Here is a 16,606-nt window from a genome sequence, read left to right on the forward strand (position 1 = left end):
ACGACCGTTAAGACCTCCAGCGCCGATAATACTTGGAGCGCGAGTTCCTGGGAAGGTAGGACGTTGCCAGGCAAGTGAGTAACACAGAGGGCTCAGCAGAGATGCTGGGCTCTTTTTGTGTTGTGTCTTGATTGATTCGCGCGCGAAGGGAAGCGTGGTCCACTGATTCGGTCGGATAATGCGAAAAGAGAGTTGCAAGGATGACAACCCCGGATAGCAACAGCGCGGTCCATTGGGAGGAGAGGAACAGAGTTTACACTACGTTCGAGCATAAAGACAGGGACTCCAGTTGGAGTCCCATATCGATATCGTCATGCCTTTTGGGTGTTAAGCCCGTAGTTTGTGTTCAAATCCCTGCGAGATGGCAGTGATATCGAGAATCAGGCCGACGTTCCCGTCGCCGAGGATTGTAGCTCCAGAAATGCCTTCAGGGGCTCCGACGCGGTCTGAGAGTGACTTCTTGACAATATCTTGATTGCCGTACAACACGTCAACAACCATTGCAACGCGTTTCTCTCCGGTTCCGACAACTACGACAGGTAATTGTTTTCTTTGGTCTCTGTTTGCCGGCAGACCAAAGTATTCTCGCAGGTACACGACCGGCGTCGCAAGTCCACGCAGCAGAAGTGTCGGCTTTCCATGAACACTTTGAATCGATGACGGATGAATTCTGACAATCTCAAACACATTACTTACAGGGACGACAAAGGTACGATCCGCGATGCCTATCAACAGCCCGGGAATAATTGCTAATGTGAGCGGCAGTTTGATTCGGAAAATTGTCCCCTGGTTAATTTGCGTTTCAATTTCAATCGTCCCACTGAGCCGCTCGATGTGGCTCCTGACAATATCCATCCCTACGCCGCGTCCGGAAATATCACTGACTTTTTCAGCAGTTGAAAAACCAGGCCGAAAAATGAGGTGCAGGCATTCGTTATCTTTTAGCTTTTCTGCTTCTTCAGCAGTGATGACACCCTTTGCAATGGCGGCCTGGCGGATTTGTTCGGCATCCATTCCTGCACCGTCGTCCTGGATCGTGATGACAACTTTATTGTCCTCGTGACTAGCAGCAAGAGTTACATGGCCTTTCTTGGGCTTGCCGGCCTGAATCCGTCTTTCTTCAGACTCAATTCCGTGGTCAACGGCGTTCCGGATGAGGTGAATCAGCGGATCGGCTATCTCCTCGATGACGGTTCTGTCCATGCGCGTCTCTTTGCCTTCCAGCGACAGTTGAACGTCTTTTCCAAGTGTGTGCGCCAAATCCCTGACAATTCGCGGGAACCGCTCAAAGAGCGATTCTATTGGAAGCATTCTGGCCATCATAATGTTTTCCTGAAGAGCGCTCACAATGCGCGATACATGTGCAGAAATGTCCCCCAGTGTTGTCACAGCGTCATCTGTTGCATATTTTTTGGTTAAATGTCGACTTACTTGTTCCATACGCGCTTGGTCAATAACCAGTTCCCCAACCAAGTTCATCAAGGTTTCCAGCTGTTCTACATCCACACGTACTGAGTGGGATTTCCTTACTGTAGTTGTGGATGGTATTTGCTTGTCGTTCCGTTCAACCGATTCCTCTGGTGTTAGAGCCTGTGCAAGTTCTGAACACAGAACCTCAGCGTATTCTTCGGACGTCACTGCGCGTTGTATTTGTTCGGATTGCAGGTGCGTCGCCAGTACTGCATGGAAACCGTCTATGGAGGTATCTTCCATGTGCTCAATGTCTTCGAGCGAGGGAGAGACCTGAATGACTTCCCCAGTTTCTTTTAATGCATCCACGCTGAGGTATGCTCGTACACCACGCATGACGCTATGAGCGTTAAATCTAAAGTAGACATCATAGACCAGAAGTCCGCGCTGTTGATTTTCCTTCAACTTGATTTGAGATTCTGGAGTAAGGACAACCGTGGTCGACATGATCTCGGCATGTGACGGACTATGTTTGGCAGGCCCATGCAGAAAGGCTTGCAGTGCACGTAACAGGTCGTCGATAGGTATTACGGCGGTTTCACCGGATACGATACTTTCCTTGAAATGCTGAAGTCCATCGAAGCATTGGAATAAGAGCTGGATCATTTCCTCGGACACGAACAACCGGTGATTTCGTACCTCGTCAAGCACTTGTTCAATACCGTGGGTTAGGTTTTTCATATCCTCAAAACCCATGGCGGCACATGAACCCTTTAAAGTATGGGCTACACGAAACAGTGCTTGAATCGTCTCATCATCGTCACCATGCTGTTCGAGTTCAACGATTTGCTGTTCCATTCGGACTAACTGTTCATCCAACTCTTCCAGGAAGGCGCTCATGAAGTCCGCAGAATCCAATTTAGACCCTCCTTAGTTATCAATCAGTTTGGCTAGATCAAGGATGCTGACAAGCGTATCCCCTTTACGTCCAATACCTTGTAAATAGGCAATTCGGCCCTCTTCCGGAGGGGGTTGAATGTCTTCAAAAGAGAGGACCTGATGGACACTGTCAACGATCATCCCAATGACACCGTCACGGTCATTTACTACAACAATTCTGGTGTGATCCGTTGGGTCCTCATCGCTGACTCCGAGACGCTCTCGTAAGCTGGTGACGGGAATAATCTGACCACGAAGATTGATGACGCCACGGACACCTGACCTGGTGTTTGGAATATGTGTGATCTCCTGCATCCGAATGATTTCGTGCATGTCTAGAATTCTTATGGCATAACTATCGCCGTTTGCACGCACTTCGACGTACTGCTCTGTAGTCATCCGAGTTTCATCCCTTCACGCCGCTTGGCGACTAGTCGAGTTTGATCTGAGACACGTATCCGTGAAGTTCTTCCGCTAGCTGTGCTAATGACTGTGTTGCTGATGCGGTCTCCTCGCTGCTTGCAGCGGCTTGCTGTGCCGCGGCAGCGATACTTTCTACAGCACTCATCACTTCAGAGGCCTGCGCCGCTTGCTGTTCACTTGCCGCGGCAATTTCAGCGACTTTATCTGAGGACGAGGTAACCATCGAGGAAATTTCTTCAAATGCCTGTCCGCTCTGTTGTGTTGATGAGACACCCTCGTTGACGGCAAGTACACTAGCCTGTGTGTTCGCTTGCATCGTCTTAATGATTGTTGTGATCTGCTTGGTCGCCTCACCACTGCGCTCAGCAAGCTTCCGGACTTCGTCAGCTACGACAGCAAATCCCCGTCCTTGATCCCCAGCACGTGCGGCTTCGATGGCGGCATTCAGGGCTAAAAGGTTGGTTTGCTCTGCAATGTCGTCAATTACGCTGACAATCTCACCAACTCGATTGGAGTCTTCGGCTAATTTTGCAATTTGATTGCTAACCTTGTTCATGCCCGTTACAGCTGTATTGACAACTGTTTGCCCTTGTCGGGTAACATCCGTTGTTTTCGACGATAACGCAGAGGCCTCCTCTGCGTTCTTGGCTACGGTATGAATTGCACTCGACAGTTCCTTGAATAAATCGTTCACCGTTTCTGCAGACTCTGCTTGGGACGTGCTTCCTGATGCGACTTGTTCGGTTGCTGCCGATATCTCTTCGGAAGCCGCCGATACACTGTCGGCAGCAGATTTGACGCCACTCATAATCCTTTTCAGACCACCAATCATGTCATTGACAGCCTGTCCCAAAAGTCCAATTTCATCTCGACTCTTTACGTCTGCACGTTTACGCAGATCCCCGATTGCCACCTGTTGCATCAACGAAACTAATCGCATTAACGGGCGCGAAATCTGTACAGATTGATAGAATCCCAAGATTAACGCTACTATCACCGCGAAGACAGTCGCAAGAATCATAAACAGTGAAGTGTGCGCACTTGCTGTGGTTTGTGCTTCAGATTTTTGCTCCAGGCTTGTACGGATGGCCTGATTTGCCGACTTCAGTTCACTGTCGATGGTGGTGGCAATCTGAAACAAGTTCTGTTGTTGCGCATTTTGAAGTGCCAACGCTTGGTCCGAAATCAGCGTCACGGTTTCTGTACCTGCGTAAAATTTACTTTGTTCGTTGAGCACGGTCTGGAAGCTGGCTTTGATCTTTTGATCTGTGATCAGCGGGGAAGTACTGGCGACCAAATTTTTAATGTCCGTGTTATATTGCTGGATTTCTGTCATATCGTTCTGACCATCCACCAGCAAGTAATCGCGGAGCAGGCTCACTTCTTGGGATGCATCGTATTGAATCGTCTTGGAATTAGACAGAACCGTGTCTTCTTCTTGCAACATGGAGGAGTATTTATGATCAATACTCCTCGAGGATACGATGCTGTAGGTACTGGTTACTATCATGATGATGACAATCAAGATGTTCATGAACAATATTTTACCTTTTACGGTAAAGCGGATTCCAAAACCTTTCGACGAAGTCTCACTTGCCATATTACCCTACCCCCTGTCTTTGGTAAGCTTTAGTATGGAATATAGTGAAATACGAAAGTGTGGATAATGTCACGCACGTAAAATGTCACGCATTTAATAAGCGTGTGATTTCGTTCAAGATCTTTGTACTGTCGAACGGTTTTACGATAAATCCCTTCGCACCAGCCTTGACTGCATCCATCACCATATTCTGCTGTCCCATCGCTGAGCACATGAGAATTTTTGCATTGGGGTCCTTAGCCCTGATGGCTCGCACTGCTTGAATTCCGTCCATTACAGGCATCGTGATGTCCATGGTTACGATATCGGGAGCGTGCGTGCCGTACTGCTCAACTGCTTGCTCGCCGTTCTCTGCTTCTGCAACAATTTCGTGTCCTCCGGATGTGAGGATATTTTTAAGCATCATTCGCATAAACGCCGCATCATCTGTAACAAGAATTCGTGCCATGTCAGTTCACCTCAGTTGAATTGTCACTTGCTTAAGGATTCATAGATATCCCTATTTTCTCTCATCTGTCATCCAAACTACATTCATCTCGCCGCTGTTGCTCAATTCCAGTGGAAGGTGAACCCCTCTCTGAAAGCCGGCGATTTTCGTTTCTCCAACCAACACTGTCGGAGGGGAAATGTTCACTGTGATCCCAAGGTTTGATAGTGTTGATACGGCATTCCCGGCCACCATGTTGCCAATCTCTCCAACAAAGCTTTCCAGCATCTCGGCTTCCAGTGTCACGCCATACATCGCTTCGGCAACGTCAGAAAAGGTTGCTGCAGATGCGTCCAATACAAGACGGCCCTGCAGTTCGCCAATAACCGCTATGAGTACTCCCATGCTGGCTTGGACGTATGACCCATGAACAAGCAACGGTTTGTGATGCGGTCGCATTGATAATGGGATGACTGTAGCAACAGCACTGAGCGCACTGTCAAGGACATCGTTCTCAGAGATCGTTGTGCTCAAGTTGCTGTCCTCCTTAAATAGCTTCGTGTGCCCGTATGGGTGTGTAATCGCTTTTTGCGAGGTGTGACGCATACTAGGTGCTTAAGTATAATCTGTAAAATTGATGATGTGTCACCACCTTGTCCTATAAACATCAAATGTTTTCCAAGGCTATCATGCTCAACAATAGGAAAGTGACAATATTTATATCGAAGACATCACACACACTCAGGGAATATATGAAACGTATTTTTTGTGGTAAAATCTGGTATATAGACTGCTCTGGAAATCGAGGAGCCCTCGACGCATCTAAATAGAGCGCGAGGGCCTTTGGCGGATGATTTCTGGAATTTCACTTCAGTGTGTTGCCTTATTTTTGATGCTCAGTATCGCCGTGTAGGCTTTCGTTGCGGCTGTTGCTATGAACGGTTCCGTGATGCTCGTGCTCACGAAGTTGAATTGGAACTGTTGCCCACCGTACCGCCGGTCGAGTTTGAATTCCCGGTGCTGTTTCCTGTAGGATTCGTGCTTCCTGTACTGTTGCCGGTTGAGTTTTGTGTGCCTGATCCGCTTCCCGTCTGTGACCCGGTGGAACCACTCGAACCGCCACCGGATCCACTCGACCCACCACTCGAGCCGCTCGTTCCGTTTGACCCACTGGAGCCGCTGGAACCGGTCGAATTTGAGGATCCTGTTGTGTTCGTGGTTCCGGTTTGATTCTGAGTACCGGTTGTATTCTGGCTGCTGCCAGCGCCTAGGTTGTTCCCAGTGGACGAACCTGAACCACTCAGTCCGCCGGGGACTGTGAACGTGATGGTTTGCGGGCTTCCAAGGGGCGTTCCGTTTGAACTCAAGGCCTGCACAGAATATTGATATGTACCGCCAGGTGTCACGCTTTGATCAAGATACGCGGGCTTGCTGGTGGTTGCAATCTCTACGGCCGATCCCGATGAGGAACTCGAACCGACTCCGCCAGTCATCGCCCGGGTGACAGCATAACTTGATGCACCGGGAATCTTTGCTGACCATGTCAGATTGACTCCTTTTGCTTGTGCGTTCCAACTCGCGTGCAGACCTGAAACAGGGGTCTGCAATGCATAGGCCGCGTTGGCCGTGCCTAGGGACGCCGGGAAGGGGCCAGCTGAGAACTGTTCCGGTGAGCGTCCGGCTTCTGCAAGCCGCGTAATATCCCCAAAGATCCTGGCTGCGTTGGCGGACGGATCGAGCGGTGCCATGGTCAGGTGGTGTTGGGGAGAAGAATTGTCGTACCCGAGGTAGATGGACCCGACCATGTTGGGCGTATAACCGTCAAACCACGCATTTCTAACCCAGTTGTAATAACCTGTCAACCCAGAACTGTACTGTACCGTTCCTGTTTTACCAGCCACGGCCCAGCCGGGAACCTGCGCGGATGTCCCCGTGCCGTAAGCGACGACGTCTTGCATTAACCGCGTCAAGGTGGTGGCGGTGGAAGGAGACATAATGGTTTTCGTCGTTAATTTGGGTCGGTACACCGTCTGCCCATCTTGATTCGTGATTTGCGTAATGAGGTGTACCTGCACTTGAACACCCTGGTTGTCAAATGGCTCGTAGGCTTGCGCCATCTCGACTGCATTTACCCCGTACTGCATACCGCCGATGGCAACGCCAAGGTGTTCACGGTCCGTTGCGGTCAACTGAATACCGTCGTTCATCGCGAACGCGGTCCCCGTTTGCAGACCAATCTGCTGAAGTAACCAAACGGATGCAATGTTCTGTGACTCCTCGAGTGCATATTGCAGAGTGACCTTTTTCGGGCCGTTTGGACCTTCCCAGTTCGCCGGTGTGTATCCGCCGCCGAAGTTCTGCGGCTGGTTGTTCAAGATGGAAGTTGGTGTCCAGTTCCCGCTTTGGATGGCTGGTGCGTACTCCATAATCGGTTTGATGGAGGAGCCAGGCGAGCTGTTGCTGAAAATGCGGTCGATGCCGAGCCGTGTGTAGCCTTGTTTGCGCGATCCCGCTGCACCGAGAATCCCGCCCGTTTGCGGGTTCACAAACACGGCGGCACCTTCTACGACCGTTCCCTGCGTAGGTCCGGGGAAATCCCCGTTGTAGTTGGTGCTCCAAAATACAGTGTGAACCGCCTTCTGGACTTGCGGATCGATGGTGGTGTAGATCTTCAACCCGCCTTGCAACAGCTGTTGAGGCGTGATACCGGCTTTGGCTGCGTAATCAAACAAGACGTTCGTGAAGAGCGGATGTGTGTTCCAACCGTCTTGTGAGATGGAATGGTATTTTACGCCAAGCGGGGTCTTCTCGGCTGCAGCAGCCTGTGCCTGTGTGATGTACCCGTAGGTAGCCATATTTTGCAAGACTTGGTTGCGTCGTTGTAGGGCTGCGTGCGGGTGTAAAAGCGGATCGTATCCGGTTGGAGCTTGTGGCAGTCCTGCAATTAAGGCTGCCTCGGGGAGTGTCAGTGCGTTTGGATTCCGTTCAATGTCAACACCAAAATAGCGTAAGGCAGCCTCACGCACGCCGACTGCATTTTCACCTAAAAATACCTTATCCAGGTACATAGACAAGATCTGCTGCTTGGTAAAGTATCTGCTCAGTTGCACGCCCATGGCGATTTCCTGCAATTTGTAGGACAGGGTCTTATTATCGTTCAGATAGACAATCTTTGCGAGTTGTTCCTGAATGGTGCTCGCACCTTGGCTGGCTTGCCGATTTCTAAGGTCAACGTACAGGGCCCGAAAAATCGACCTGATATCGATGCTCGATCCGGTCCAATACGTGTGGTCCTCTGTGGCCACGACAGCGTTTATCAAGTCCGTCGGGATCTGACTGTACGTCATATTGGACGGTGGTGTACCAATCTTCATGTAGACATGCCTCGCTTGATCGTAGACCACGGTTTGTTCAGGCGGGCTCGTAAGCTTGGTGAGATCAATCGGCGTTCTTTTCAAGTACGTGACCAGGGCAAATGCACACGAAACCGTCACCAACGGTACGGTCACCGCACTAAAGATAGCTGCCTTCATCCAGAACTTCATATAAACCTCCCGAAACACACTCGGAGCTCCGAGCTGGTTTTCAAGTCCTTTGTTTCCTTTGTAACGATATGCCACACGTCTGAAACAATATATCATGCCTCTGTATACCATGAATTCACTCTCTGTATACGGTGAATCCTCTCTGCCATAGTATACGGGAAATGTGAAGAATCTTTGGAGGGACCTTGTGATTTGTTTGGTTGTTGTGGAGGGAAGATAATAATTCGGAGGTTCATACCAATGTCTAACTATCCAACTCATCGTCGTCAGCTGCTACTCGTTGGAATGCGGGCTGTCGAATGCAACGGGTTAACCGAGCAGTATTGGGCGCAGTACCTCTTTGGCGAACGCAATAAACGTATGCACAATCGGTGAATCATTGTCTTCGCGCCACGCAAGCGCGGTTTCAAACGCAGGCAGGGCATCTTCTAGAGGTTGATAGACCACGCCTTGAACCTTAAATTGGCTCAGAGACTCAGGGACAAGTGAGATGCCCATACCAATGGAGACGAAGCCTACGATAGATTCAAGATGGTCAACCTCGAGTTCAACCCTCGGAATAAATCCGCCTCTGCGGCAACAGGACATCATGGCATCGTAATAGCTCATGCCTGCGTTTCGCGGTGTCAGAATAAACGTTTCGTGGGCAAGCGACGCAACTTTAATCGGGGTCACACCATCTGCGAGGGGATGGTGTTCCGGAAGCGCAACCATGATCCGTTCCTTTCGAATTGGAAGAAACCGGAGTTCATCACTTTGGACGGGTGGGATAAGATGACCAATACTCACGGATCGATTCATCAGTGCGGGCACCTGATCGGAGGTTACGAGCCTGCGCAAAACGACTTCCACGTGGGGGTAAGCGGCGCTGAACTTACGGATGATAGCCTGAAGGTCATAAATGGTAGCGCCAGTAAATGCAATTACGAGTTCACCGGTTTCACCCCGCGCGGCGTGTTGTGCGCGGGTTAAAGCATGCTCGGCCATATTCAGGATCTGCTTTGCATACTCGTAAAACTCACGGCCAGCCTTTGTGAGCTCTACGTGTCGCTTGGTACGGTGAAACAGGCTCACTCCAACCTCTGTTTCCAGGTCCGCAATCTGCTTACTCAGTGGAGGCTGTGAAACGTTGAGTGACTTCGCAGCCTGTCCGAAGTGAAGTGTCTCAGCGACGGCGACGAAATACCGCAAGTGCCGCAGTTCCATGCATAGCCCCCCAACCGCTGATATCTTTTAGATATGAATCTGTACTGATTGTATATTAGACAAATATTAAAAATCTATATAAAATTTTCGCAAAAGTGTAGATTCAATTATCTTCCGAAAACCAACCGAATTTACCTTGCTTATTTTAATAGAAAAGTTACAATAGTTAAACAAATCAACTCGTAGCCAAGTCCTGAACAATCAACAAGGAATTCTTGAAAGATCCGAAAGGAATTCTGCCTCCTGAGTTTCTCAATCTATTTGTGTGGTGAACTCCATCTATTCCATGGTGAACTTCTTTATCTACTTGAGCAGTGAACTTTGAGAGGGGGAGAGAGGGAGCACTCGCAGCGGCCCAAACGACGATTTGTCGAATTTGGCAGGTAATTCAAACAACTATATTAGATAGGAAGGTGTTAAGGTGCCTCTCTTTATCATTCGGCGTGTACTGCAGGCGATTCCCGTCATCTTTGGTATCTCACTTTTGCTCTTCTTCATGATGCACGCCATTCCGGGCGGACCTTTGGCGATGTATGAACATCAGCCAGGTATGACGAAGGAGTTGTTGGCCCAGCTGAAAGCCAACTTTGGCCTCAACGAACCACTCTGGGTTCAATACTGGAAGTGGCTTGGTGGAGCAGTGACAGGGAACTTTGGTTACTCCTACACCTATGGGGTGCCGGCACTGCACATGGTTTTACAGCGTTTGCCTGCAACACTTGAGTTGATGGTGTCTTCGTATATCATCGCTGTCATCATCTCCTTCGTGATTGGTGTCGTCAGTGCGACGAAGCAATACTCCTTCACAGACTACACACTGACCATCTTCAGTTACTTCGGCATTGCAATGCCAACCTTTTGGGTCGGTCTCATGGTCTTGGTTATCTTCGCTGCAGACCTGCACTGGTTCCCGGCGGGCGGCATGTCATCCTCGGGCATCGGGTTTTCATTGACAGACCGTATCTGGCACGCTGTGCTTCCAGTCTCGATTCTCGCTATCTACCAAATTGCGCACGAGAGTCGGTACGTTCGGTCATCCATGGTTGACTCGCTCGGTGAAGATTACGTACGTACGGCTCGAGCCAAAGGCTTGAAGAATGGCAAGGTCGTATGGAAGCACGCGCTTCGAAATGCACTCTTGCCCGTTACAACGGTCATGATTATGGACGGTGCGTATTTGTTTGGCGGAGCACTGATTACGGAGTCGATCTTTTCTTGGCCCGGCATGGGCAGACTTTTTGCCCAGGCCATTTCGACCGATGACTATCCCGTGATTATGTGTGAAATCTCCTTGCTCTCCGTGATTATCATTTTGGCAAACATCTTGTCTGACGTTCTGTATGCCTACATGGATCCGCGAGTGCGCTACGACTGATGAAACCAACCAGAGAGAGGAGCGGATGATAGCATGGCACTCGCAACCGAACCAAAGGTCACGTCTCAAACCACTTCCACAGGGAGACCTAAGCAACCCGGTGTGTTTCGGAGGATCTTCCGGAAAAAAATCACGATTGTTGCTGTCGCGTTCTTAGTCATTGTTGCTCTGGCGGCCATTTTTGCACCGTTTATTGCTCCGTACAAACTCAATTCACCGGACTTGATGGCGATGCTCGCTCCACCAAGTGCTACCCACTTAATGGGGACGGATGACGTTGGGATTGACCTGTTTACGGAGGTTTTGTACGGCGGCCGTGTATCGTTGACTGTCGGCCTGTTGTCTGCGCTCGTTGCTGTGTTGATTGGCGGTACCATCGGATCGCTGGCAGGATTTTTCGGAGGTTGGGTTGACGAAATTCTGATGCGACTGACAGACGTCGGACTATCTGTCCCTTCGTTGTTTATTATTCTCGGTCTCACAGCGGTGCTTGGTCCGTCACCCGTTACCATTGTCGAGGTTATCAGTTTGACCTCCTGGATGTACCCGGCGCGACTGATTCGCAGCCGTATTCTCAATCTGCGGACCGCAGAGTACGTCATGGCCGCAAGAATGACAGGGTGCAGTTCAGCCCGAATCATCTTTGTGCACATTGTACCGAACGCCATTTCACCTTTGATAGTCAATGCGACACTGCTTGTAGGTCAGGCCATCGTGCTTGAATCCGTGATGAGCTTTCTCGGAGCAGGCATTCAACCTCCGCATATCTCTTGGGGATTCTTGCTCAACCAGGCCCAGTCCTATGTCACGAATGCGCCCTGGCTGGCCATCTTCCCTGGTCTCATGATTTTCTTGGTGGTTCTCTGCTTTAACGTCTTTGGTGACGCCATCCGCGACGCACTCGATGCCCGCAGTGCCTGATGTCTCGCAGGCGAGGGGATATCTTAGGAGGTTCCCGGCAGGACGCGGACAGATGGGATTGCAGCTAACTTGAAAGGGGGGATTCGGGGCATACCGGATCGACTTCAAAATATTAGATTGATTTACCAGACATTTCAAACAATAGGGGGCATTGTACAAGTGAGAAAACGCCAATTTGATGCAGTCTCACCGGACGAAAAAAATGGATCTCGTAACCGTCATGGATGGAAGTTTGTCGCTGGATTGTCGGCTGTGCTTGCGGTCGCAGTGGTTGGCTGTGGAACGACAACTGGTGGAGGGGCTTCGAACAGTGCCACCGGCAGCAATACGGCCTCCACATCGAACACGGCTGTTGCAACCTCTTCGAATGGCAATGGAACAATTGTCGACGGGCTGTTTGAAGAACCAGGCAACCTGAACCCGATTCTCGGTCCTGATATGACGTTCTCGGATATCGTAGACACGGCGCTCTACCGGAACCTTTTCATGGTCAATCCGCAGAACCAGTTGGTCCCGCAGATGGCCACACAGATTCCGACACAGGCAAACGGTGGCATCTCGGCAGATGGGTTGACCTATACGTTCCATCTCGATCCAAACGCTAAGTGGTCGAATGGCGATCCGTTCACTGCAAAAGACGTGGAGATCACATGGAAGCTCATCACCAGTCCCCAGGTCAATGCCGTATCGAAACTCGGCTGGGAAGATATCAAGACCTTTACGATTGTCAACAATAACGAGTTTAAGGTCACCCTGAGCAAGCAAGATCCGGCGTTCATCCAAAATGCATTTGCGAGTTCACTGCCAGGTATCCTGCCGTACAGCGTGTTTGGCAGCATGAACCCGAAGGACGTCAACACGGCAGCATTCAACCATGATCCAACCGTGACCGACGGCCCCTACAAGTTTGTCTCGTGGCAGCCAGGTGCGGCTATCAATGTGACTGCAAACCCGTATTGGAGCGGCCCTAAACCGAAGACGCAGAACATCCAGTTCAAGATCATTCCGGATCAGAATACGCTGTTGACCAACGTCAAGGCACAGGCCATCAACGTTTGGTACTTCGATCCGATTACTGACCTGTCGCAGATCCAGGCCATCCAAGGCGCGGACGTCCACTTGACCCCGATGCCGGCCTATGAGATGGCAGTCGTGAACATGCGCAACCCGGTACTTCAGGACGTGCGTGTGAGACAGGCGCTGGAAATGGCAATTGACCGCCAGGCGATTGTGCAACAAGTTTACCAAGGGAAGGCGACCTTGCTCGCAGCTGACCAATCGAAGATGTCTTGGTCAAGCAACCCGAACTTGCAGCCGTACCCGTACGACCTGGCGCAGGCCAAGAAGCTGATGGCACAAGCAGGTTACACGATGGGCTCTGACGGATACCTGCAAAAGAACGGGCAGGACCTGACGCTCACCTATGCAACAACAGCAGGCAACTCTGTCCGTGAGGCGACAGAGCGCCTGATTCAGTATTGGTTCAAACAACTCGGCGTAAAGCTCAAAATCCAAAACTACCCTGCGAACGAGTACTTCGGTACGGTGTTGCCATCCGGAAAGGGTTGGGATTTGGCTGAGTTTGAATTCCTCGACGGCACAAACCCTGTATCTGCGACTCAGGAGATGTTTACCTCAAGCGGGTCACAGAACTTTGGCAACTTCCACAACGCACAAGTGGATTCCCTGATTGCCAAGGTTGACCAGACGCAAAGTCTGTCTCAACGGGAGCAGATGATGCAGCAAGTTGAAAGCATCTTGCACACCCAGTTGCCAGCTCTCTGGTACTACGCCCCAGATGAAGTGGATACGACCGTCAACCTGAACGGCTATCAACCAAACCCGTGGAGCGTCGATACCTGGAACGTTTACGATTGGCAGCTGAAGTAATCTCTGATTGCAGTTGTTGTGTCTGAACGGCAGTTGTGGTGTCCGAAACAAAAAATGTATTGACGGGGTGAGAATCGTTACGGGGTCTCACCCCCCTTCTGTTCATTTTGCTAAACCTTTGTGTTTATTTCACCGAAGTTGAGAGGGGATTGTTACATGTCGATTGAGCTGAATGACATTCACGCACTTGTCGAGCAAGTCACCGATGAGGTTGTGGGATGGCGCCGCTATCTGCACCAGAATCCGGAGTTGTCATTTGAAGAGGACAATACGTCGCAGTTTGTCTATGACACCTTATCAAAGTTTGGGGGACTCGAGTTGTCACGCCCCACCCGCACCAGCGTCATGGCACGGCTGAAAGGCCATCAGCCAGGAGCAGTGCTGGCGATTCGAGCTGATATGGATGCGCTGCCGATTACAGAGGAGAACACGTTTGAGTTCGTCTCAAGCGTCCCTGGCAAGATGCACGCCTGCGGGCACGATGGACATACAGCGATGCTCCTGGGCACAGCGAAGATCCTGTCGCAAATGCCGGAAAAAATCCACGGTGAAGTGCGCTTTATCTTCCAGCATGCGGAGGAGTTGAATCCTGGCGGCGCACAGCAAATGGTCGACGCGGGTGTGATGGAAGGCGTCGATGAAGTGATTGGCATTCATCTCATTTCTCTCATCCCGGTCGGTAAGGTGGTGGTCAAGTCGGGTCCATTCATGGCGGCACCGGATACCTTCCACATCACCATCAAAGGCAAAGGCGGCCATGCTGCGTCGCCGCACGAGTGTGTCGATCCGCTCCTGATTGGCGCACAGCTTGTGGTCAACCTGCAACATATCGTCTCTCGCAATACCGATCCGCTCGACCCGTTGGTGGTCTCCGTCACGGAGTTTCACGCGGGTACGGCCACCAACATTATTCCGGACACGGTCAATCTCGCAGGGACGGTCCGCTCGTTCAATGCCGAGCTGCGAAAAGACGTGCCGGAGTGGATGGAGCGCATTGTCAAGGGAATTACGGAAGCTCACGGGGCCAAGTACGATTTCCGTTACGAGAACGGGTACCGCCCGGTTATCAACGACGAGTCTGTCACGGAGAAGGTCCGCAAGGCCCTGGTTGAATTGTTCGGCGAAGAGACGGTGGTAGAGGGGAAACCGGTCATGGGCGCTGAAGACTTCTCTGCGTATCAAAGTGTGGTGCCAGGCACTTTCTTTAACGTCGGTGCTGGAAACGTCGAGAAAGGCATTACTTATCCGCATCATCATCCGAAGTTCACCGTCGACGAGGATGCACTGCCTGTGGGCGTCGAATCGTTTGTTGGCATTGTACTGAAAACCATGGGGGAATGAACATCATGTCAACGCGCATGAATGATGGAAGTACGGGAGCTGGGATGACTGAACCAGGGACCATGGAGCAGCGTGTTTCCGACATCATCGAAGCGAAGCGCGACACCTTAATTGAGCTGAGCGACACCATCTGGGGAATCCCAGAGACGCGCTTTGAGGAGTTTCAGTCAGCGGAGCTTTTATGTCAGGCGCTTGAGCAGGAAGGCTTCGCAGTGGAACGCGGCGTTGCGGGTATTGAGACGGCGTTTATCGGAACGTTTGGAAGCGGTGCACCGGTTGTCGCCGTCCTCGGTGAGTTTGATGCTCTTTCAGGTCTTAGTCAAGAAGGTGGATCTGCGGTCAAAAGCCCGGTCCAAAAGGGCGGGAACGGCCACGGTTGCGGGCACAACCTGCTTGGCACCGCGTCACTCGCCGCGGTGATAGCCCTGAAACAGGTGATGGAGGAAGAAGGGATCCCAGGCACCGTGCGTTACTACGGATGTCCTGGGGAAGAAGGTGGATCCGGCAAGACCTACATGGTTCGAGCGGGATTGTTTGACGATGTGGATTTCAGTGTCACTTGGCATCCGATGGGCCACAACGGCATTATGGCGGCGAATTCGCTCGCAAACTACCAGGTCTATTACCGTTTTCGGGGCATTAGTTCTCATGCGGCAGCATCGCCGCACCTAGGGCGAAGCGCACTTGATGCGGTGGAGCTGATGAACGTCGGTGTGAATTACCTGCGCGAGCATGTAATCCCAGAAGCGAGAATGCACTACGCGGTCACCAATACGGGCGGTCGCTCTCCAAATGTGGTGCAGGCTGAGGCTGACGTGTTGTATTTGATTCGAGCCCCGAAAGTCTCGCAGGTCGAGGAAATTTATCAGCGAGTTTGTAATATTGCGCGCGGTGCGGCGCTCATGACGGACACGACTGTGGAGATTGTTTTTGACAAGGCCTGCTCAAACCTAGTTCAAAACAAGACGCTGGAGGATGTCATGCAGGAGAAGTTTGAACGGCTGGGGCTCCCGGACTATGACACTGATGAGTTGGCGTTTGCGGCAGCGCTTCGGGCCACGCTCAGCGACGCAGAGAAAAATAGCGTCAAAGACCCTGCGATTCGGAATAAGGACATCGCGGACCGCATCAGCCCACCAGAAGAGCTATCGGTTGCGGCGTCGGCTGGAAACGGATCGACCGACGTTGGGGATGTGAGTTTGGTGACCCCAACCGCACAGTGTAATACGGCGTGCTGGGTGGTCGGAACAACGGCGCATACCTGGCAGGTGGTCAGCATCGGACGTACATCCATTGCCCACAAGGGCATGCTTCACGCTGGTAAGGTCATGGCGGCGACGGCACTCGAGGTGATGCAGAGCCCGGTATTGATTGAGCAGGCAAAGGCAGAACTCAAACAGCGCCTTGGGGCAGAGAAGTACGTCAGCCCAATCCCCCCGGAGGTGCAACCCGCGGCGAGCCGGTGATGAGCGGTTCGCCGACCAGGCTCGCGACAGGCAGGCAATACTGAGAGGCGGCCCCAGGCCACA

The 16,606-nt window shown here is 51.4% G+C and carries 12 protein-coding genes; 5 read left to right on the forward strand and 7 right to left on the reverse strand.

All coding sequences use genetic code 11. The features are described from left to right. Nucleotides 1–327: 327 nt before the first annotated feature. The 7 genes from AN477_RS06815 to AN477_RS06845 all read right to left on the reverse strand — a co-directional run bounded on the left by AN477_RS06815 (nucleotide 328) and on the right by AN477_RS06845 (nucleotide 9,550). Nucleotides 328–2,328 (reverse strand): chemotaxis protein CheA, encoded by a 2,001-nt coding sequence (locus AN477_RS06815; protein ID WP_054968426.1) that lies wholly within the window; start codon nucleotides 2,326–2,328, stop codon nucleotides 328–330. 12 nt (nucleotides 2,329–2,340) lie between these two features. Next, a complete protein-coding gene (locus AN477_RS06820; protein WP_054968427.1) occupies nucleotides 2,341–2,748 on the reverse strand; it encodes a chemotaxis protein CheW in 408 nt (135 codons plus the stop codon). A 31-nt stretch (nucleotides 2,749–2,779) separates the two neighbouring features. Beyond that, entirely contained in the window at nucleotides 2,780–4,372 is a 1,593-nt protein-coding gene (locus AN477_RS06825) for a methyl-accepting chemotaxis protein (RefSeq protein WP_054968428.1), read from the reverse strand. 85 nt (nucleotides 4,373–4,457) lie between these two features. Then, a complete protein-coding gene (locus AN477_RS06830) occupies nucleotides 4,458–4,820 on the reverse strand; it encodes a response regulator (RefSeq protein ID WP_054968429.1) in 363 nt (120 codons plus the stop codon). Nucleotides 4,821–4,871: 51 nt separating this feature from the next. Further along, nucleotides 4,872–5,333 (reverse strand): chemotaxis protein CheX, encoded by a 462-nt coding sequence (locus tag AN477_RS06835; RefSeq protein WP_054968430.1) that lies wholly within the window; start codon nucleotides 5,331–5,333, stop codon nucleotides 4,872–4,874. A 425-nt stretch (nucleotides 5,334–5,758) separates the two neighbouring features. After that, on the reverse strand, nucleotides 5,759–8,344 hold the full coding sequence (locus AN477_RS06840; protein WP_083486057.1) for a transglycosylase domain-containing protein: 2,586 nt from the start codon (nucleotides 8,342–8,344) through the stop codon (nucleotides 5,759–5,761). Nucleotides 8,345–8,653: 309 nt separating this feature from the next. Next, complete coding sequence (locus AN477_RS06845) at nucleotides 8,654–9,550, reverse strand: LysR substrate-binding domain-containing protein (RefSeq protein WP_054968431.1); 897 nt, start codon at nucleotides 9,548–9,550, stop codon at nucleotides 8,654–8,656. 421 nt (nucleotides 9,551–9,971) lie between these two features. On the opposite strand from AN477_RS06845, the gene AN477_RS06850 reads away from it, so the two are divergent. From AN477_RS06850 to AN477_RS06870, 5 genes are all read left to right on the forward strand, one after another. Beyond that, nucleotides 9,972–10,925 (forward strand): ABC transporter permease, encoded by a 954-nt coding sequence (locus tag AN477_RS06850; protein ID WP_054968432.1) that lies wholly within the window; start codon nucleotides 9,972–9,974, stop codon nucleotides 10,923–10,925. Nucleotides 10,926–10,958: 33 nt separating this feature from the next. Next, nucleotides 10,959–11,846, forward strand: a complete 888-nt coding sequence (locus AN477_RS06855) for an ABC transporter permease (RefSeq protein WP_054968433.1) — start codon at nucleotides 10,959–10,961, stop codon at nucleotides 11,844–11,846. A gap of 159 nt (nucleotides 11,847–12,005) precedes the next feature. Beyond that, the gene (locus tag AN477_RS06860) at nucleotides 12,006–13,736 is read left to right on the forward strand and encodes a peptide ABC transporter substrate-binding protein (RefSeq protein ID WP_054968434.1); all 1,731 of its coding nucleotides are present in this window, start codon (nucleotides 12,006–12,008) and stop codon (nucleotides 13,734–13,736) included. Nucleotides 13,737–13,898: 162 nt separating this feature from the next. Then, nucleotides 13,899–15,077, forward strand: coding sequence for a M20 family metallopeptidase (locus AN477_RS06865; RefSeq protein ID WP_157061861.1), 1,179 nt, complete (start codon nucleotides 13,899–13,901; stop codon nucleotides 15,075–15,077). Between the two features lie 62 nt (nucleotides 15,078–15,139). Further along, entirely contained in the window at nucleotides 15,140–16,543 is a 1,404-nt protein-coding gene (locus AN477_RS06870; protein ID WP_054968569.1) for a M20 family metallopeptidase, read from the forward strand. The last annotated feature ends 63 nt before the right edge of the window (nucleotides 16,544–16,606 follow it).

Source organism: Paenalicyclobacillus ferrooxydans (assembly GCF_001399675.1).
GTDB classification, from domain to species: Bacteria; Bacillota; Bacilli; order Alicyclobacillales; family Alicyclobacillaceae; genus Alicyclobacillus_B; species Alicyclobacillus_B ferrooxydans.